The sequence below is a fragment of the Bradyrhizobium sp. SZCCHNR1093 genome (genome assembly GCF_032381175.1).
Lineage (GTDB): Bacteria > Pseudomonadota > Alphaproteobacteria > Rhizobiales > Xanthobacteraceae > Bradyrhizobium.
In genome coordinates this window covers 252,692-269,976 of record NZ_JAUHJJ010000004.1, presented here as the reverse complement: position 1 = coordinate 269,976, position 17,285 = coordinate 252,692, and the positions used below count along the sequence as shown (strand labels likewise).

Here is a 17,285-nt window from a genome sequence, read left to right as displayed (position 1 = left end):
CACGTTGACGGTGCACGTGATTTACAAAAGCTACACATGGGTACAATATGGGTCAAGGCCCATTGTTTCCCCACCCGTGTTTTGCTACGGTTTCCGTATTGTTCAATTTTCATTCGGAGTCGCTGATGGCCCGCAAGCCAGTCAAACCCGCTGAGCTGAAGCTGCGCATCCCAAGGGGGCTGCATCAGATGATCGAAGCCGAGGCGCGCAGGAACGAGCGGTCCTTGAACCAGGAAGCGATCCTGCGGCTGCAACGTTCGTTTTCGGACGACCAAATGCGTGACGTCGCGAAGTTCGCGGCGCTCGAAACGGCATTGAGCATCAACAAGACCATCGATCTGCGGTTCGCGAACCTGACGGACCGCTTGAACATGCTGTTCGTGAAGCTCGGCTACCCCGAGTTCGCACTTCAGACCACGGAGGAGAACAATGGCTAGATCATACGGCAACGGCTCGATCGAGGAGCGCGACGGCAAGTTCCGGCTGCGCTACCGCCTAAACGGCAAGACGATGTCGAAGACGCTCGGCGACCACATCAAGACCAAGAGAGAGGCGCGCGAGGAGCTGCGCAAGCTGCTCAAGGCCAAGGATGACGGCATGGCCGTTGAGCCGACCAAACTGACGGTCGCGAAGTGGATCGAGCAGTGGATCGCGTCCGGGGCACCTGGACCAAAGAACCGAACCAAGGTCGGCCAGCGGACGCTGGAGCGCTACGAGCAGTTGCTCAACGAGCATGTCATCCCGGCCCTCGGCACGACGGCCATGCAGGCGTTGCAGTCCACCGCGATCGACAAGCTGTACGCCTCGCTCGAAGCCAAGGTCGCGGCCGGACGGATGGCTCCGCGAACAACCCGGCATGTCCATGTCGTTTTCAATTCCTGCCTTGGCACCGCCGTCCGCAAGAAGCTGATTGCGGTCAACCCGATGCTGTTCGTTGAGCAATTGCCGAACCCGAACCCCAAACCTGCCGACCTCGACGACGAGGACGAAGGAGACGACCACCAGGAAGGCCTTTCCGAAGCCGAGCTGGGCAAGCTGGTGGCCGGCTTCAAGCCGTCCAGCCTGTATCCGCTCATCGTGCTGGCTGCTGCGACGGGCGCCCGCCGCAACGAGCTGTTGGCCCTACGTTGGACCGATCTGGACGTCGCCAAGAAGACCATCCGCATCGAGCGCGCTTGGGAGCACACCAAACGGTTTGGGCTCCGGCTCAAGGCGCCAAAAAGCGCGCGAGGTTTCCGGACGATTGGCCTTGACGACGCCACGCTCGGGGTGCTGCTCGCCGAGATGCGCAAGCATCAGCAATTGATGGCGGGCATCCCGGACGGTGCGGACGTTGACCTCTCGCTGGTCAAGCTGCCGCCGAAGGCGTTGATGTTCCCGGCCGCCCCGGACATCGGGCAGGACTTCGTCCTGACGGCCCCGCGCATGCCCCGCAACGTCTCCAAGGAGTTTCGGCGAAAGGCCGATCTGCTCGGTTTCGGCATCAAGCTGCACACCTTGCGCGGCATCCATGCGACCGGGCTCCTGGACGCGGGCATTCCGGTTCACATCGTCGCCGAGCGAATCGGTGACGACCCGGCGACCTTGCTGCGCTGGTACACCAAGCGGAAGCGGAGCCAGACGGCCAATGAGACCGTATCTGCGGCCCTAACCACGCTCACGGCCGGCTTCCTCAAGTCGTAACGGCAACATTTGCCCGAGATTTGCCCAAGACCAAGCATCGTTCGCCTTGCGTTCAACTCACCCATTCGCTAAGCGATTGAAATTCCTGCTCCGGAAGGGTGGCCGAGTGGTTTAAGGCACCGGTCTTGAAAACCGGCGTGCCCGCAAGGGTACCGTGGGTTCGAATCCCACCCCTTCCGCCATTTCCCAGCTGTCCGGCCCGGAGACATGCCGTCACACGTGAGATGGCCGGTTAAAGAGAACCCGCCCTACGCGAGCTTGGCCAGCCGTCGATTACGCCATTTGTTCGTGACGCTGACGCCGCTGCGGGCGTAAAGCTGGGTCAAGGGGCAGCGTCGCTCGACTTCGCTTGAAAGCCTTTGAAAATCCGCGTCGTTAGCGTCGGTTTCTATCGTAATATCGAGCGAGACCTCAGAAAAATTCGGGTTGCCCTCGGCTCCGAACACCAGCACTGAGTTGTCGAGCTCCGCCCGAAGGTCGATCTCGAAGCTGCCGACCGCAATACCGAGGTCGCGCGCCACGATGAACGTCGTCACCTGATTGCACGATGCCAGCGCGCCAAGTGCGTAGTCGAGCGGACTTGGGGCCGAGTTCTTGCCACCGAACGCGGGATGCCCTTCCGCCCGGATCGTGTGCGGAGATCCTTCGATCGCAACGGCCTGCAAGACGCCGTGTCCCTTTCCCTGAAGATGGAACGGCAAGATCGAGCCTTTCGGATCCAACGGCATGGCAGCCCCTATGAATGAGAGGTGACGAGAAATTGCTCACCAGACTTGCCGCCTGATCGGCAACTACGACCGCTGCGTCAGCGCACGGCCGCGGCTCACGTGAGTGACCCTGAGCGAAATGGTCGCTTGGCGATTTCGATGTGTCTAGCCATCCAAAAAAATAGCGATGCGCGTGCTCCAGCATCGCATTTCGGCGTTCAATTCATTTTGGGCGGCAGGAGCGACACAGTTCATTTCTTCCCGCCGCATTTGCGCGGCGGCGGTGATCATTGTGGTCGGCGTCAACAGTGATGGCCGGCGCAAAATTCCTGGCATGGATATTGGTCCCTCCGAAGCCGAGACGTTCCGGACGGCGTTCCTGCGCAAGCTCGCCCGTCGCGGCCTGCGCAACGTCAAGCTGGTCGTGTCCGATGCCCATAAGGGCATCAAGGCCGCCGATCGCCGCACAAAAAAATCCGCCATAGTGCTGCGCTGCATCAGGCGAGACGAAATCCCTTGACTTAGAGTGCGCTCGAACCCGTAGTTTCTCCCGCGTCGTGGCGAAGAAGGTGCTCATGAAGATTGGCGAACTGGCAAAGCGTTCGGGATTGTCGGCCCATACCATCCGCTATTACGAGCGGATCGGGCTGCTTCCCTATGCCGACCGGGACCAATCGAGCCAACGTGACTACGACGCATCAATCCTGATCTGGATCGAATTTCTCGGCCGTCTAAGAACGACTGGAATGCCGATCCGGGAAATGCTGCGCTATGCAGCCTTGCGGGAGCGCGGCGTCGGCACGGAAGCGGAGCGCCGTGACCTGCTGGAGCGGCACCGCGAGCGCGTCCGCGCCCATGTTGCCGAATTGCGAGCCTCTCTCCTCGTCCTCGACACCAAGATCGCCGGTTACGCCGACCAGGAACAGAGGATGAAGGACTATGATGCAACACCACCAGAGCGCCGGCGAAAGCCGGCTGGAACGCGGGCGGCGCGCGCTCGCTGACATCGACGGTCAGGCGGGAGAGAATGTCGTCACCTCGCTCGCGGACATCGCCCCCGACTTCGCCACCTATCTGATCGAGTTCCCCTTCGGCGATATCTATTCCCGCCCCGGACTTGACCTACGCGCCCGCGAGATCGCCACCATCGCGGCCTTGACGGCGATGGGCAACGCCACCCCACAATTGAAAGTGCATATCGAGGCCGGCCTGAATGTCGGATTGAGCCGGGATGAGATCACCGAGATCATCATGCAGATGGCCGTCTACGCTGGGTTTCCGGCGGCACTGAACGGCTTGTTCGCGGCCAAGGAGGTGTTCGCGCAACACGCAGAAGAGGAACGCGCGGCATGATGAACCTCCTGCGTTCCTTCAGCGTCAGCGGTGCCATTGCATTGGCGGCGGTTTCCTCAATCACGCCCATGGCACCATCGACCGCGCGCACGAACCCAGACGCGCCCAACAAACTGTGGGGCGGCTTCAGCGCTCCGACCGGAATTGCCGTCCACCCGGATGGCTCGGTCTATATATCGAACTGGGGCGGCGGCACGGTCGAGCGGATAACCGAAGACGGTATACGCTCGACCATTATGGACGGCATCGCCGCTCCCGCCGGCATCGCCATTGACGTGACAGGGGCTGTATTCGTCGCGTCCTATTCAGGCGACTACATCGTACGCGTCGCTCCTGATGGAACACGCAGGCGGGTTGCTGAAAGTCTGGCGACACCAACCGGGATTGCTTTCGCTGCCAACGGCCGCTTGCTCGTCGCCAACCGCGCCGCTGGCGAAATCCTTTCGATCGACCCGTCGAACGGATCGCGCCGGGTCATCGCCCGCAGCCTGTCATTGCCGGTTGGCATCGTCGAGATGGAGGATGGCAGTGTGGTCGCTTCGCAGTATGGCGGGCGGGTGACACGCATTCTGGCGGACGGCTCAACGCAGGAGTTGGGTCAAAGCTTCTCGCGTCCCGGCGTGGGCATTCTGGCCGATGGTCCCGATGCAGTTGCGGTCATCGACAACGGCGCTGGTCTTGTGCGGCGTGTTGCTTTCGATGGCCGGTCCGAGGTGATCGCTGATGGCTTTGAGGGGAGCGCGGTCGCGCTCGCTCGAGCCCGGAACGGCGATCTGCTGGTTGGCACCTGGGGCGCGGGAGCGATCTATCGGACGCCGGCTCCTCGATAGGGGCAACGCGCGGCGGCAAGCATGAAAGGAGGTTCCCCAATAAGGAGGGATTTGGAGGGGTATGGCGTGGACGTGGTTCTCATCTGGTTCCCGCTCGGCCCGCCAAGTCTCCTTCCTCATCCCCGAACTTGCTGCTGATCGCAGTGCGCGTGACGGATCGGCTGGCCGCGCACAACGCTGGCGGGCGCGCCCGCAGCCTCCCCTGCTCAGAGCCGCGAGCCCCGGTCAACGACTCGGGTGCGCTCCATGGCTTGCCTGCGGCGCGCGGTGGCCGTTCACAGCGCCGGCCGTCTCGGGGGGCACGCCGACCCGCTCCATCAGTTCGCGAACGTCGCGGATGCGGTTGTCGAGAAGGCTGTGCGTCTCGCTGAGCGTCCAGCGCAGCTCATCCAGCGCGCCCGGCGCCGCGTCGGGAAAATGCGAGAGATGATAGATCATCTCGTTGAGGACCTGCCGTAGCCCGTACAGGTCGTCATGGGCGAGCTTCTGGACATCGAGCTGGCCGAGCAGCCGCTGCACGAAGCTGCGGCGATCGGGCGGCACATGGCGCAGATCGACGAACCGATTGACGTGGAAGGCTCGCGGCGCCTCGGCACTACCGGCCGCATGAGCCAGCGCGAGGCGCACGCTGTCCGCGCTTAGGTCCTCGGTATCGACGGAGAGCGTGTTCGGGAACAGGCTCTTGTATCGTTCGATCAACGTGTGGGTCTGATCGTAGTACCAGCCGAACTTGTCGGCCAGCGACAGATCCATCCATTGCCGCTTCGACATCTCTCCGAAGTGGAAAGCGGCCGGACGCATGCGCTGCGCGGCCGGCGAGTCGGCGTAGTAGACGTGGTTCTGCGGCGACAGCTCCGCATTCTCCACCAGGCTTGCGATGCACGCCGCCCGGTCGCGCCGGCGCAGATGCACCAGCGTGAGCTGATCGCCGACGAGCTCGGCGATGATCGGCAGCACGGCCGCGTAACCATTGCCGACGACGCACGCATGGGGGCAATCGAGGATCATCTGACGAATCTGATCCGCAAAGCTGGGATCGTTGGTTTCCTTGAGCTGGCAGAACAGCTCATTGAGCTCGCTCGACGCCCATTCGTGCACGGCCATGTCGCCGTTGCCCTGGTTGTCGAATACCTCTTGCATCATCCGCGCCAGCGACGTCGTGCCGTCCCGGCCGGTGCCGACGCACAGCACCCGCAGCGTGGAAGGCGGAGAATTCCTCAAGGCCACGTCGCGGCCATTGCCGGAGGGGCGGGGCGCTCCATTGTTCGAGACTACGGCCAGGCGCTGGCGCGCCAGCCGGCGAAGCTCCGCGGAGGCCGCCTCCCACTCCAGCCTGTAGCCGTCGCGCTCGTCGCGCAGGCGGCCCATGATCACGCCCCTCTCTTCGGTGATGCGCCTGTACCGCTCGGACTCGTCCTTCGCAGCGACCAACTCCGCTTGCAGCGCATCGACGAAGCGTTTCACGTCCGCATCGAGGCGGCTTTCGGTGCTGGCGGTGCCAATCCCCAATCGGTTCTCGATCCACCGGCGCAGTCGCACTCTCGACAACAATAATCCTCCAAGAAATCGAGCCGAACGGCCTGCTGATCGTCTGCCGCCCGATCGCTGCTGCGATTCAGCACGCCTGCGAAGGCCGCCCTGCCGGCTCCGGCTCTCCATGTAATACAATTGCAATGTACATCAAACCTGCATCGCAATTCGGTTGCAGAGGCAGCGATGGTGGCCGGCACGTTGCGCGAGCCGTGCCCGCTCATGCCCGATAAATGTGCATGCCGCGGAGCCTGCTTTCTCCCGACCATGCCGTCAACGCGACCAATTGCCATTCTTAGGGTACTAGTGTACCGTGACCCGGCGCGACCGCGGTGGTCATGCGTCACGGCACGCCGCAGGCGCCACTGCTGCCAACGGGCGCAGCCCCGACGACGCCAGCTCCGTTGAGCTAGTCCAGTCCGCGCTCGCGACTCAGGCGCACCATCTCGTCGATGAAGATCTGCTTCTGCTTGTCGTCGAGGCTGGTGAACAGCGGTTCCGACGTGTCGGCCACCGCGCGCTGGTCGGCGGCACGATCGACCAGGAACTGAGCCTCGTTGCGCATCTGCTCGACGATGTCATCCGGCGGATCGCGCTTCGACCGCGCGATGCGCAGCTCGAGTCGATCCGCGCCGTTGCGGCCGAGCGCGTGCATCGCGTCGGCGAACGGACCTGACCGACCGGGTTGATCCCTGACATTTTGGACCGGGCTGATCCCTGACACTATTCGATCACTGCTGTGTTGTCTCCGCCGTTTCCTGCGCGACGCGGAGCCGCGCACGCGGCGGAGCAAAGCGCAGGAAACGGCGGTCGCGGTCGATCAGCCCGAGGTCTCGGCCCCAGAAGCGGACGATGTGGCCGCCGGTATCGTGCTTGGCGAGGCCGATGAGTTCGCCGGCGAGCGCTTCGCCAACGAAGACGTGCTCGCCTTGCCATTTGATGTCCCCGGTGGGACGCACGCGGCGGACCTCGTGATCGGCGTCGTACCAGGGATCATCGAGACGGTCTGGCATGAAGCGCACCGGCCTGCGCCAGAGCTTGACGGGGGCCACCTGGTCGAGCGCCTCGTGCGGCCGCTCCTCGTTGAAGTGGCGGCGAAAGGCGTCGAAGCGTCGCTGCTGCTCGACGGCCGTGTCTGCCGGTGGCTTCGACGTCTCGGCCTTCAGCGTGCGGTGCATGCGCTCGTGCCGGCCGTTGTCCTGCGGGCTCGCTGGTGGGATGTAGCGTGGCTCGATGCCGAGCTTGAGCCACCACACCGAGAGCGCCGAAAGGCCGCCAGCTCCCGTCGATCCGAACGGTACTCCATTGTCGGAGCGGATCGCGTCGGGAAGGCCGATATCCTTGAAAACGCGCTCCAGAGCGCCCTTCACGCCAGCCCAGGTCGGATCGACAATGCGCACCTCGATGAGATAGCGGCTCGCCGCATCGGTGATGGTGAGCGGATCGCAGCGCGTGCCATCGCCAGTGCGGAACCAGCCTTTGAAGTCGATCGCCCACTCGTCATTGGGGCCCTCCGCCGGCGTGATCAGCTCGCCTTGCGCGATCGCCCGACGTCGGCGTGGCCGCGCTTCGACCAGGCCTTCACGCTTCAGGAGGTCGCCGATCGTCGAGGCCGCCGGCCAGTCGACCTCCGTTCGCTCGCGCGCGAGCCAGGCCTTGATCTTCTTGGGGCCAAAATGCGGAAACCGTCGTCGTGTTGCGATGATGCGCCGTGCCAGCCGGTCCGCTGTGGCGTGCGGGCAGTTCTGCACGGCGTGGCTCTTCTCCTCGAACCACTGCGGATCCCCGCTCGCGCGGCGGCGCTCCCAAACGTAGAACGTCTCCCGGCTGATGCCGTGCCGCGCGCACAGCTCCGTCACCGAAAAAGCTCCCGTGTCGTACTCCCGAAACAACCCGATACGCTGCTCCACAGGACTGCTCTCCCTGAAAGGCATCGACCGATCCTCCTTCGAATCGGACGAAGCTTGCCTGTCAGGAATCAACCCGGTCTGAATTGTCAGGACTCAGCCCGGTTCATACCACCCCAGTTCTTCGCCTGCTCTTCCGTCAGGTTCAGCCCGGTCTTCAGGCGCTCGATATTGCTGTCGCTGTTGGCGACGATCTGTTCGGCCGTGAGTTGCGGGACGCCCGGCTGCGTCAACATCGGCGTCGCCTTGGCGACCTTGCTCGTCTTCGTCGCCTTGGAAGGCTTCGCCTTCCTGCCCTCGGCCGGCGGTGCCTCGGGCTGCGTACTCTGCTGGCCGCTGTTGCCGGTGAACGCCCCGGTCACGCCGGTAACCACGCCGACGACACCGCCGATCGCGCCGCCGAGCACACCGCCGACCGGGCCCGCCGCCCTGTTGCCTTCGCGCGCGCCCTGCTCGACGCCCTTGAACAGGCCCTGCGCGCCAAGCTGACGCGGCAGGCCCGCGAGGCCGATGAGGCCTATTGACACTCCTATTGCGATGCACCGGAAAGACCGGCGCCAAATGCCGGCGGGGCTCGTCATCATCAGTTCAGGCTCCGTGCAACACGTCCGACCGTCGCGCGCAGTCGCTGGTCGTGACGGCCATGATTCCAACGAATTCTATCGTTGCCGCAACGCGCAAGTCCATCGGCCGCATGCAGTGCGATGCATCGAACGCGTTCGGCTAGACTGATTCCTGCTCTGCTTCCTGCTCTGCCGGGGACGCGCCTTGCACTGCAGCGCTCAGCGCTGCGATGCAATCAGTTACGGACCTGCGACGAATTGTGCCCGCCATTAGTTCAAGGATTCGCCTCACCTGCTTTCTCGACAGCCGCTCGCAATTCTGCTCTGATTGCACCCAAGCGAAATCCATGCGCGCATGACGCGACGCAACAACTAACAAATCGGATTCGCATTGACAGAATGCTTGGCTCACCAGGGAGGGAACGCCATGTCACGGAGGAAGCTGAACCGTCGACAATTCGTTGCTGCGACCGCTGCCACCTCGGCGGTCATGATTGCCGCGCCCTATGTGCGCGGTGCCTACGCCGCCGGCAAGCTCTCGATAGGCTTCTGGGACCATTGGGTTCCGGGCGCCAACCAGGCCTCGACCGATCTCGTCAACGAGTGGGCCGCCAAGGAGAAGGTCGAGGTCCAGATCGACTACATCACCAGCCAGGGCAAGAAGATCGAGCTGACGATCGCCGCCGAGGGCGCCGCGAAGTCCGGCCACGATCTGATCGCTATGCCGACCTGGTGGCCGCATGCGCATGCCGAATTGCTGGAGCCGGTCAACGACATCATGGGGCCGATCATCCAGGAGAATGGCGAGGTCAACGGCACCGTCAAATATCTCGGACAGTCCGGCGGCAAATGGCTCGCCGTGCCGGCCTGCGTCGGCAGTCAGATCAAGGGCCCCTGCACCCGCATCGATCTCATGAAGAAGCATGCGGGCATCGACGTGCAGGAGCTGTATCCGGCCGGCTCTCCACCGAAGGCCGACAGCTGGACCACAGAGACCTTCCTGAAAGCGGCGGAGGCCTGCCAGAAGGCTGGCGTGCCGTTCGGCATCGGGCTCGGCGAAACCACCGATAGCGTGGACTCCGCCGGCGCGTTCTTCCAGGCGTATGGCGCCGAGCTGGTGAATGCCAAGGGCGATGTCACGGTGAAGACGGATGCCGTGCGCCAGGCGCTCGAGTTCTACAAGCGGCTGATCGCGGCACTGCCGCCGGATGTCGCCTCATGGGACGACGCATCGAACAACAAATGGCTGGTCTCGGGCAAGGGCGCGATGATCATGAATCCGCCGAGCGCCTGGGCGGTGGCCAAGCGCGACGCGCCGCAGATTGCCGAGCAGTGCTGGACCCACGGCTTCCCGGCCGGCCCCAAGGGCCGCTTCGCGCCGTTCCTGCCCTACTTCTGGAGCATCTGGTCGTTCTCCAAGAACAAGGAGGCCGCCAAGAGCCTGATCGTGCACCTGTCGAAGCCGTCATCGATCGAGAAGATGGTGGTGGCGAGCGGCGGCTACGATCTGCCGGCCTATCAGAAGCTGACGACGCTCAAGGTGTGGCAGGAGGAGGGCCCGCCGAAGGGGACGCTCTATCACTATCCCAACCCCTATAATCACCAGACGCTGTCGATCGCAGCCTCCCCTGCTCCGCCCAAGATCGCGCAGCAGATCTATGCGCAGGCAACGATGACCAAGATGTGCCTGCGCTACGCCCAGGGCGAGAAGATGGAATCGACCCTCGCCTGGGCCGAAGGCGAGTGCGAAGGCTTCATGCGCAGCTGAGGCATGTTGAAGCAACGCCGGCGGTCCGCTTCAGCAGGCGGGCCGCCTCCTTTCACCTTGTCAGTGTTCCCCATCCAGTGAGGACCCCGCCGTCGCGGGGGACATCACGAGGAGCCCTTTTTCATGGTTGATGCCGCCATCGGTGAAAACGCCGTCGCCCGCCCTCGCGCGGCCCGCCGCAATGGTCTGCACAGGGCGCTGAAGCGGAAATCGACCGCCGCTTTCCTGATGACGCTGCCGCTGATCCTGCTGATCGTGCTCCTCGTCGTTTATCCCGCCCTGTATTCGGTGCATCTGGCGACGCTGAACAAGTCGATGCAGCGCTTCGTCGGTTTCGGCAATTTCGAGTTCCTGTTCAAGCGCGACACGTTCTGGCTGGTCGTCAAGCAGTCCTGCATCTTCGCGATCACCGCCGTCGTGTTCAAGGCGCTGATCGGCTTCATCGTCGCGCATTTCGTGCACAACATCCCCGCCAAGGGGCAGCGCAAATGGCGCGGCATGCTGCTCGTACCCTGGGTGATCCCGCCGGCGATGAGCACGCTGGCGTGGCTGTGGCTGTTCGACCCGTCCTACAGCGCCTTCAACTACACGCTCGCCTTCTTCGGCATCGGCCCGATCCCGTGGACCGGCGACGCCGCCTGGGCGCGGTTCTCGGTGATCCTGGTCAACATCTGGTACGGCGCGCCGTTCTTCATGATCATGTACCTGGCATCGCTGAAATCCGTCCCGGAGCAGCTCTACGAAGCCGCAGCGATCGACGGCGCCAATTGGTGGCAGCGCATCTGGTACGTGACGCTGCCGATGATGCGCAACATCATCGCCATCACGACGCTGTTCTCGCTGATCGTGACGTTCGCCAATTTCGACATCGTCCGCATCCTCACCGCCGGCGGCCCGCTCGACAAGACGCACATCTTCGCGACCTGGGCGTTCCGCGTCGGCATCGAGGGCAGCGACATTCCGCTCGGCGCCAGCGTCTCGCTGTTCATGGTGCCGATCCTGGCGGTGGCCGCCATCTTCATCCTGCGCGACGTCAACAAGCGGGGGAACGAATCCTGATGAGCACCGTCACGATCGACAAGGCCGGCCCGACCCGCAACGTCAAATATGGCTCGATGAGCCGCGACCGCGCCTGGGCGCTGCGCTGGTCGTATTTCTTCCTGACGCTGTTCGCGATCTTCTCGCTGGTGCCGCCGCTCTACATGCTGATCACCTCGCTGAAGGGCAGCGCGGAGATCTCCGCGGCGACCAATCCGTGGTGGGTATTCCACCCGACGCTGGAGAACTATCTCGAGCTGCTGACCTCGAACCAGTTCATGCGCTTCTTCTTCAACTCGGCCATGGTCTCGATCGTCGTCGTGATCATCACCATGCTGATCAGCATCCCCGCGGCGTTCGCGCTGTCGCGGATGAAATTCTGGGGCTCGGCCACGCTCGCGACCGGCGTGTTCCTGACTTACCTGATTCCGGACAGCCTGCTGTTCATCCCGCTGTTCAAGATGTTCGCACTGATCGGCGACGTCACGGGCATCCAATTGATCAACCGCTGGTACGTGCTGCTGTTCATCTATCCGACGCTGACGGTGCCGTTCTGCACCTGGATCATGATCGGCTATTTCGCGTCGATCCCGAAGGAGCTCGACGAAGCCGCCATCATCGACGGCGCCTCCTGGCTACAGACGCTGACGCGGATCTTCATTCCCGTCGCCCTGCCCGGCCTGATCGCCGCGACGATCTTTGCCTTCACCGTCTCCTGGGCGCAGTTCCTGTATCCGCTGGTGTTCACGACCTCGACCGACCAACTGGTGCTGCCGGTCGGCATCGTCACGAGCCTGATCAAGGGCGACGTCTTCAACTGGGGACAGATCATGACCGGCGCGCTGCTTGGCGCGGCGCCGCCGTTGATCATCTACGCGTTCCTGATGGATTATTACATTGCCGGACTCACGGCCGGCGCGACCAAGGGCTGATGACGGGGGTTGACCACACATGGCTGAAGTGAGCTTGCGCAAGGTCGTGAAGCGTTATGACGACGTCGAGGCGGTCAGGGGCATCGATCTCGATATCGCCGACCACGAGTTCGTCGTGCTGGTCGGCCCGTCCGGCTGCGGCAAGTCGACGACATTGCGGATGATCGCAGGGCTCGAGGACATCTCCGACGGAGACATCACCATCGGCGGCGACGTCGTCAACGACGTGCCGCCGAAGGACCGCGACATCGCGATGGTGTTCCAGAACTACGCGCTCTACCCGCACATGACGGTGGCCGAGAACATGTCGTTCGGGCTGCGTCTGAAGCACTATCCGAAGGCCGAGATCAAGAGCCGCGTGGCGGAGGCCGCGCGCATGCTGGATATCGCCGACCTCGTCGACCGCAAGCCCAAGCAGCTCTCCGGCGGCCAGCGCCAGCGCGTGGCGATGGGCCGTGCGATCGTGCGCAATCCCAAGGTCTTCCTGTTCGACGAGCCGCTGTCAAACCTCGACGCCAAGCTGCGCGTGCAGATGCGCATCGAGATCAAGAAGGTGCACCAGAAGGTCCGCACCACGACGGTCTACGTCACCCACGACCAGGTCGAGGCGATGACCCTGGCCGACCGTGTCGTGGTCATGAACAAGGGCCGCATCGAGCAGATCGGCACGCCGAACGAGCTGTACCACAATCCGGCGACACGCTTCGTCGCCGGCTTCATCGGCTCGCCCGCGATGAACTTCGTGCCGTGCCGGCTCGAGGAGGCCAATGGCCGGCTCCACATCCGCCTCACCGACCGCATCGCCTTTCCGCTGCCGCCGGCGCGCGCCGCGCGCTATCAATCCGTGTCACGAAATGAGCCGCTGCTGCTCGGCATCAGGCCGGAGCACATCACCGAGACCAAGCCGCATGCGGAGCCTGGGATTGAGCCGTTCGAGGCGCTGCTCGACGTCACCGAGCCGATGGGCATGGAGACGCTGGTCTACTTCACCCTCAACGAGACGCCGGTCTGCGGGCGGGTGAACCCCAACGCCGGCGCGCGGGATGGCAGCCCTCTGCGCATGGCAATGGACCTCAACAACATGCACCTGCTAAACGAGGCGACCGGGCTCGTGATCTGACGAGCACAAGAAGCTTCAAGGGCAGGATATGACCACCAGGACGGCAACCAACAAGAACAAGATCCTCGTCACGGAATCCTTCTCGGCCAAGGGACGCGCGCTGCTCGCGGCGCGCGACGACGTCGAGATGATCGAGTTCCCCAACATGATCTCGGCGGCGGACTTTTCTGCGCTGCTCACCTCCCATGCCCCGGTGCATGGCGTCGCCCTCGGTGCGACCCGGTTCGGCGAGCCGGAGCTCGTCGCTGCCGGCGACATGAAGGTCGTGACCCGGATCGGCGTCGGCTTCGACGCGGTCGACGTGCCGGCGCTGAGCCGCCACAAGGTGCCCTTGATGGTCGCGGGCACCGCGAATTCGCCGTCGGTCGCCGAGCAAGCGCTGTTCATGATGCTGACGCTGGCAAAGCGCGCCAACGAGATGCATGCGATGGTCAGGGACGGCACCTGGGGCGCGCGGCTCGGCGTGCTGCCGTTCGATCTCTACGGCAAGACCGTGCTGATCATCGGCTTCGGCCGCATCGGCACCCGCACCGCCAAGCGCTGCCTGGCGATGGAGATGCACGTCCTGGTCTACGACCCGTACAAGCCCGCCGCCGATATCACCGCCGCCGGCTGCGAGCCGGTGACCGACCTCGACGCCGCGCTGCCGCGCGCCGATTTCGTCAGCATCCACTGCCCGAAGACGCCGGAGACCATCGGCCTGTTCAATGCCGCGCGTCTGCGGCTGATGAAGCCGTCCGCCTATCTGATCAACACCGCGCGCGGTGGCCTGATCGACGAGGCCGCGCTGTACGACGCGCTGCTGTCCGGCCGCCTCGCCGGCGCCGGCCTCGACGTGTTCGAGCAGGAGCCGCCGCCGGTCGGCCACGCGCTGCATGCGCTACCCAACGTGATCATGGCGCCGCACGTCGCAGGCGTTACCCGCGAGGCCGTCGACCGCATGAGCGAGCAGACCGCGCGCAACATCCTGAGTGTGCTCGACGGCGATCCGATTCGGCAGAACGTGATCAATCAGGACGTGCTCTGAGTCGCGAGCTGGTGCCGTCCTCGGACTGACCCATGCTCAGTTCTCACGAATAATCATGGCCGGGCTCCGTCCCGGCCATCCATTTTTGGAGAACGGGCCGGCTGAGTCGAGCGTCCTCCTGCACTCCTCGAGATCCTCATCCACCGCTTTGTTGCCCAAATTTGAACGCATTATTGCATCTCGCCCAGATTTCGCTACAACTATAGCTATTGGCGTCGGCGTTTGCGCGCGTCAGTAGGAACAGAGGCGATCATGAGTGTTGCGACGGAGCACGCGCTCGCAACGATAGCGAGCATCCTCGACAAGCCGGAGTCTGCGAAGCGTGACGACCGGGCGGCCGCGCCTGCTCCCAACTCTCCCGCCAAGAAGGCCGCAGGCACGGTGGTCTCGTTCGATGAGGCCGACGGCTACACCAAGATCGGTCCCGGCCCGATCTCTGCGATCCGCTTTCGCTGGACCGCGCGGCGCGGCGAAGACGGCTACTACGTCGATGAGACCGTCGGGCCGACCTCGATCGCCGTCAGCAGCGGCCCGATGACGGCCGAAGCCGCCATCGACATGGTCGACACCCGTGCGCACGAGGCGGCAGAGCGCTTCGAGGCGCTGAAGAACGAGATGACCGGCAAGGGTGCGTTTGCTCCGGTAGGACCCGGCCGGACCTAGCGCTCGGTCGCTCCGCATCGTTGAATGATGCGCGGCATCGCCTGGTGGACCAGCAGGCTCGACCGCCGGCGGCGGCCGTGAGCCGATCCGAACGGCCGCCCCCTGCCCCTCGTCCAGCGACACCGCTTCGTATAAGAAGAACCTCGTCCCACTCAAGCCGAGGTGTCGCATCATGGGGTTCTTCGATCGTCCGCTGTCCGTCCTGACTGGGCTCGTCCTCGTCTGCAGCCTTGCCGTCCCGGCGGCCGCCGAGCAGGCCTCGCGCCTCGACGAGATCATGCAGCGCGGTAGCTTGCGGGTCGGCATGACCGGCGACTACAAGCCCTTCACCTATCTCGACAAGGCGACCGGAAAATTCTCCGGCTTCGACGTCGACATGGCCGAGTCGCTCGGCAAGGCGCTCGGCGTCAAGGTCGAGTTCGTGCCGACCAGTTGGCCGCAACTGATGAAGGATTTCGAGGCCGACAAGTTCGACGTCGCCATGGGCGGCGTGTCGATCACGCTCGACCGCCAGAAGAAGGGCTACTTCTCGACCGCGATCATGCGCGAGGGCAAGACGCCGATCGCTCGCTGCTCGGACACGTCGAAATACCAGACGCTGGCCGACATCGACAGACCCGGCACCCGCGTCGTCGTCAACCCCGGCGGCACCAACGAGCGTTTCGCCCGCGCCAACGTCAAGGCCGCCGACATCCGCGTCCACAACGACAACGTCACGATCTTCGAGGAGATCGCCAAGGGCGACGCCGACCTGATGATGACGGACGCGTCGGAGACGCGCTATCAGCAGAAGCTGCATCCCGGCGTGCTCTGCGCCGTCCACCCGGAGAAGCCGTTCGACTTCTCCGAGAAGGCCTACTGGCTGCAGCGCGACGTCGCCCTGAAGGCGTTCGTGGATCAGTGGCTGCATATCTCCACGGAGAACGGCAGCTACCAGGCGATCTACAAGAATTGGTTTGATTGACGTTGCCATTTGCCCCGCGCGACTCCTGTCGGAACCATCGCTTCAAACCGGGCGCGCGCCGGAATGGCAGGAATTCACCGGACTTTCGGTCGTCATGCCCGGCTCGCCCGGACATTCACCCGGCTTGCGGAATCTACCCCATGGGGGTATATCGTGGTCGATGACGTCGACCCTGGCAGCCATCGCGTCCGCGATGGCGCAGTTTGACCCGTCTCAAGGACTGCCTCCAGAAGCGCAGTAAGGTATGCTGCGGTCAAGGCAAACTCGGATCCTGATGCGGCTTGTTCGTACCATCCTGGCGTTCGCGATCGCCCTCTCGCTGGCGATGCTGCCGATTGGCGCATCGACGGCGGCGGTCGCAATGTCGTCGAACGACATGCAGACAAGCATGGCCATGGGCGATGGCGCCGACATGTCGATGGACGAGTGCTGTCCTGACGACGTGAAGGGGACGAGTTCCCCGTCACACGGCGACAAATGTGGGATGGGTTTCTGCTGCGCCGGCGGAACGGTTGCGCTCGGCGATATCAGGACCATCGTCGTCGCTCCACTCGCCATCGCGGCGACCACGCTGGCGCTTCCCGCCGACCAGGTGGCCTCCCTCGATAGCGGCAGTCCTCCTTTCCGACCTCCTCGAGTCTGATCTCGTTACCGACGCGCGCATGCCTGCGCGCCGACCGCTGACGTGCGCGCCATCGGCGCCACGGCCGAGATCCATTCATGAGGACAGGACCATGCTTTCCAGACTCAGCATCGCGGCGTTCGCCGCCACCCTTTCGCTTGCCACATCAGCCGCCCTGGCAGGCGCGACTGACTACACGTTCGAGCCGGTCACTCCGGAGATGAAGAAGGGCGACGATGTCACGGTCGCCATTCGTCTCACCAACAAGCAGACCGGCAAGCCGGTCGCCGACGCGGTCATCTTCAAGACGCGCGTCGACATGGCTCCCGACGGGATGGCCGACATGGTGTCGGACGTGGCGCCGCTGCCGTCGAAGGAACCGGGCGTCTACGCCTTCAAGACCGACCTGCCGATGGCCGGGCGCTACCAGGTCACGCTGTCCGCCAAGGTGCAGGGCGAGCCTGAGACGGTCACCGGCAAGGTCATCGTCAAGGCGACGAAGTGAGCTTCGCGGGGCGCTCCCGACGAGCGCCCCAGTCTCCCAACGGATAGCGCGCGCCTAGCGCGCCTCACGGTGA

At 64.0% G+C, this 17,285-nt stretch carries 17 protein-coding genes, 1 tRNA gene and 3 pseudogenes; 16 read left to right on the top strand and 5 right to left on the bottom strand.

Annotated elements, in window-relative coordinates; translation table 11 throughout:
• Nucleotides 1–125 precede the first annotated feature (125 nt).
• From QX070_RS15860 to QX070_RS15850, 3 genes are all read left to right on the top strand, one after another.
• Complete coding sequence (locus tag QX070_RS15860) at nucleotides 126–437, top strand: Arc family DNA-binding protein (RefSeq protein ID WP_315737954.1); 312 nt, start codon at nucleotides 126–128, stop codon at nucleotides 435–437.
• On the top strand, nucleotides 430–1,683 hold the full coding sequence (locus QX070_RS15855; protein ID WP_315737953.1) for a tyrosine-type recombinase/integrase: 1,254 nt from the start codon (nucleotides 430–432) through the stop codon (nucleotides 1,681–1,683). Before QX070_RS15860 ends, QX070_RS15855 begins: the two co-directional genes overlap by 8 nt.
• A gap of 92 nt (nucleotides 1,684–1,775) precedes the next feature.
• Nucleotides 1,776–1,865 (top strand) — tRNA-Ser (locus tag QX070_RS15850).
• Nucleotides 1,866–1,931: 66 nt separating this feature from the next.
• On the opposite strand, the gene QX070_RS15845 is transcribed toward QX070_RS15850, so the two are convergent.
• Entirely contained in the window at nucleotides 1,932–2,411 is a 480-nt protein-coding gene (locus QX070_RS15845; protein WP_315737952.1) for an OsmC family protein, read from the bottom strand.
• 244 nt (nucleotides 2,412–2,655) lie between these two features.
• Here QX070_RS15845 and QX070_RS15840 point away from each other — a divergent pair.
• From QX070_RS15840 to QX070_RS15825, 4 genes and pseudogenes are all read left to right on the top strand, one after another.
• Nucleotides 2,656–2,886 (top strand): annotated as a pseudogene (locus QX070_RS15840) (transposase); the annotation flags it as partial.
• A gap of 79 nt (nucleotides 2,887–2,965) precedes the next feature.
• Entirely contained in the window at nucleotides 2,966–3,394 is a 429-nt protein-coding gene (locus QX070_RS15835) for a MerR family transcriptional regulator (protein WP_315737951.1), read from the top strand.
• Nucleotides 3,330–3,743: a carboxymuconolactone decarboxylase family protein gene (locus QX070_RS15830; RefSeq protein WP_409998833.1), complete on the top strand. Its 414-nt coding sequence runs from the start codon at nucleotides 3,330–3,332 to the stop codon at nucleotides 3,741–3,743. Before QX070_RS15835 ends, QX070_RS15830 begins: the two co-directional genes overlap by 65 nt.
• Entirely contained in the window at nucleotides 3,740–4,573 is an 834-nt protein-coding gene (locus QX070_RS15825) for a serine/threonine protein kinase (protein ID WP_315737949.1), read from the top strand. The genes QX070_RS15830 and QX070_RS15825 overlap by 4 nt, the downstream gene beginning before the upstream one ends.
• Nucleotides 4,574–4,798: 225 nt before the next feature.
• Here the strand turns inward: QX070_RS15825 and QX070_RS15820 are convergent, their stop codons facing one another.
• The 4 genes and pseudogenes from QX070_RS15820 to QX070_RS15805 form a co-directional block, all read right to left on the bottom strand.
• Nucleotides 4,799–6,082 carry a hypothetical protein gene (locus QX070_RS15820; RefSeq protein WP_315737948.1) on the bottom strand — a complete coding sequence of 428 codons (1,284 nt, stop codon included), beginning with the start codon at nucleotides 6,080–6,082 and terminating at the stop codon, nucleotides 4,799–4,801.
• A gap of 430 nt (nucleotides 6,083–6,512) precedes the next feature.
• Nucleotides 6,513–6,776, bottom strand: a pseudogene (locus QX070_RS15815) (hypothetical protein); the annotation flags it as partial.
• Nucleotides 6,777–6,834: 58 nt separating this feature from the next.
• Nucleotides 6,835–8,037, bottom strand: a complete 1,203-nt coding sequence (locus QX070_RS15810; RefSeq protein ID WP_315737947.1) for an integrase core domain-containing protein — start codon at nucleotides 8,035–8,037, stop codon at nucleotides 6,835–6,837.
• Between the two features lie 86 nt (nucleotides 8,038–8,123).
• A pseudogene (locus QX070_RS15805) lies at nucleotides 8,124–8,507 on the bottom strand (hypothetical protein); the annotation flags it as partial.
• Between the two features lie 493 nt (nucleotides 8,508–9,000).
• On the opposite strand from QX070_RS15805, the gene QX070_RS15800 reads away from it, so the two are divergent.
• The 9 genes from QX070_RS15800 to QX070_RS15760 all read left to right on the top strand — a co-directional run bounded on the left by QX070_RS15800 (nucleotide 9,001) and on the right by QX070_RS15760 (nucleotide 17,212).
• Nucleotides 9,001–10,341 carry an ABC transporter substrate-binding protein gene (locus tag QX070_RS15800; RefSeq protein WP_315737946.1) on the top strand — a complete coding sequence of 447 codons (1,341 nt, stop codon included), beginning with the start codon at nucleotides 9,001–9,003 and terminating at the stop codon, nucleotides 10,339–10,341.
• A gap of 123 nt (nucleotides 10,342–10,464) precedes the next feature.
• Nucleotides 10,465–11,400, top strand: coding sequence for a sugar ABC transporter permease (locus QX070_RS15795; RefSeq protein ID WP_315737945.1), 936 nt, complete (start codon nucleotides 10,465–10,467; stop codon nucleotides 11,398–11,400).
• The gene (locus QX070_RS15790; protein ID WP_315737944.1) at nucleotides 11,400–12,311 is read left to right on the top strand and encodes a carbohydrate ABC transporter permease; all 912 of its coding nucleotides are present in this window, start codon (nucleotides 11,400–11,402) and stop codon (nucleotides 12,309–12,311) included. The genes QX070_RS15795 and QX070_RS15790 overlap by 1 nt, the downstream gene beginning before the upstream one ends.
• 19 nt (nucleotides 12,312–12,330) lie before the next feature.
• Nucleotides 12,331–13,431: a sn-glycerol-3-phosphate ABC transporter ATP-binding protein UgpC gene (locus QX070_RS15785; RefSeq protein ID WP_315737943.1), complete on the top strand. Its 1,101-nt coding sequence runs from the start codon at nucleotides 12,331–12,333 to the stop codon at nucleotides 13,429–13,431.
• Nucleotides 13,432–13,459: 28 nt separating this feature from the next.
• On the top strand, nucleotides 13,460–14,458 hold the full coding sequence (locus tag QX070_RS15780; RefSeq protein ID WP_315737942.1) for a hydroxyacid dehydrogenase: 999 nt from the start codon (nucleotides 13,460–13,462) through the stop codon (nucleotides 14,456–14,458).
• A gap of 252 nt (nucleotides 14,459–14,710) precedes the next feature.
• The gene (locus QX070_RS15775; protein ID WP_315737941.1) at nucleotides 14,711–15,121 is read left to right on the top strand and encodes a hypothetical protein; all 411 of its coding nucleotides are present in this window, start codon (nucleotides 14,711–14,713) and stop codon (nucleotides 15,119–15,121) included.
• 172 nt (nucleotides 15,122–15,293) lie between these two features.
• Complete coding sequence (locus QX070_RS15770; RefSeq protein ID WP_315737940.1) at nucleotides 15,294–16,085, top strand: transporter substrate-binding domain-containing protein; 792 nt, start codon at nucleotides 15,294–15,296, stop codon at nucleotides 16,083–16,085.
• A 274-nt stretch (nucleotides 16,086–16,359) separates the two neighbouring features.
• Entirely contained in the window at nucleotides 16,360–16,728 is a 369-nt protein-coding gene (locus QX070_RS15765; protein WP_315737939.1) for a hypothetical protein, read from the top strand.
• A 91-nt stretch (nucleotides 16,729–16,819) separates the two neighbouring features.
• Nucleotides 16,820–17,212 (top strand): FixH family protein, encoded by a 393-nt coding sequence (locus QX070_RS15760; protein WP_315737938.1) that lies wholly within the window; start codon nucleotides 16,820–16,822, stop codon nucleotides 17,210–17,212.
• Nucleotides 17,213–17,285: the final 73 nt, after the last annotated feature.

Bases quoted from the DNA above. Each gene is read 5' to 3' on its own strand.
- QX070_RS15855 (WP_315737953.1), top strand. From the start codon at position 430: ATGGCTAGATCATACGGCAACGGCTCGATCGAGGAGCGCGACGGCAAG.
- QX070_RS15790 (WP_315737944.1), top strand. From the start codon at position 11,400: ATGAGCACCGTCACGATCGACAAGGCCGGCCCGACCCGCAACGTCAAA.
- QX070_RS15860 (WP_315737954.1), top strand. From the start codon at position 126: ATGGCCCGCAAGCCAGTCAAACCCGCTGAGCTGAAGCTGCGCATCCCA.
- QX070_RS15825 (WP_315737949.1), top strand. From the start codon at position 3,740: ATGATGAACCTCCTGCGTTCCTTCAGCGTCAGCGGTGCCATTGCATTG.
- QX070_RS15845 (WP_315737952.1), bottom strand. From the start codon at position 2,411: ATGCCGTTGGATCCGAAAGGCTCGATCTTGCCGTTCCATCTTCAGGGA.
- QX070_RS15795 (WP_315737945.1), top strand. From the start codon at position 10,465: ATGGTTGATGCCGCCATCGGTGAAAACGCCGTCGCCCGCCCTCGCGCG.
- QX070_RS15800 (WP_315737946.1), top strand. From the start codon at position 9,001: ATGTCACGGAGGAAGCTGAACCGTCGACAATTCGTTGCTGCGACCGCT.
- QX070_RS15775 (WP_315737941.1), top strand. From the start codon at position 14,711: ATGAGTGTTGCGACGGAGCACGCGCTCGCAACGATAGCGAGCATCCTC.
- QX070_RS15760 (WP_315737938.1), top strand. From the start codon at position 16,820: ATGCTTTCCAGACTCAGCATCGCGGCGTTCGCCGCCACCCTTTCGCTT.
- QX070_RS15770 (WP_315737940.1), top strand. From the start codon at position 15,294: ATGGGGTTCTTCGATCGTCCGCTGTCCGTCCTGACTGGGCTCGTCCTC.
- QX070_RS15835 (WP_315737951.1), top strand. From the start codon at position 2,966: ATGAAGATTGGCGAACTGGCAAAGCGTTCGGGATTGTCGGCCCATACC.
- QX070_RS15765 (WP_315737939.1), top strand. From the start codon at position 16,360: ATGCGGCTTGTTCGTACCATCCTGGCGTTCGCGATCGCCCTCTCGCTG.
- QX070_RS15780 (WP_315737942.1), top strand. From the start codon at position 13,460: ATGACCACCAGGACGGCAACCAACAAGAACAAGATCCTCGTCACGGAA.
- QX070_RS15810 (WP_315737947.1), bottom strand. From the start codon at position 8,037: ATGCCTTTCAGGGAGAGCAGTCCTGTGGAGCAGCGTATCGGGTTGTTT.
- QX070_RS15785 (WP_315737943.1), top strand. From the start codon at position 12,331: ATGGCTGAAGTGAGCTTGCGCAAGGTCGTGAAGCGTTATGACGACGTC.
- QX070_RS15830 (WP_409998833.1), top strand. From the start codon at position 3,330: ATGATGCAACACCACCAGAGCGCCGGCGAAAGCCGGCTGGAACGCGGG.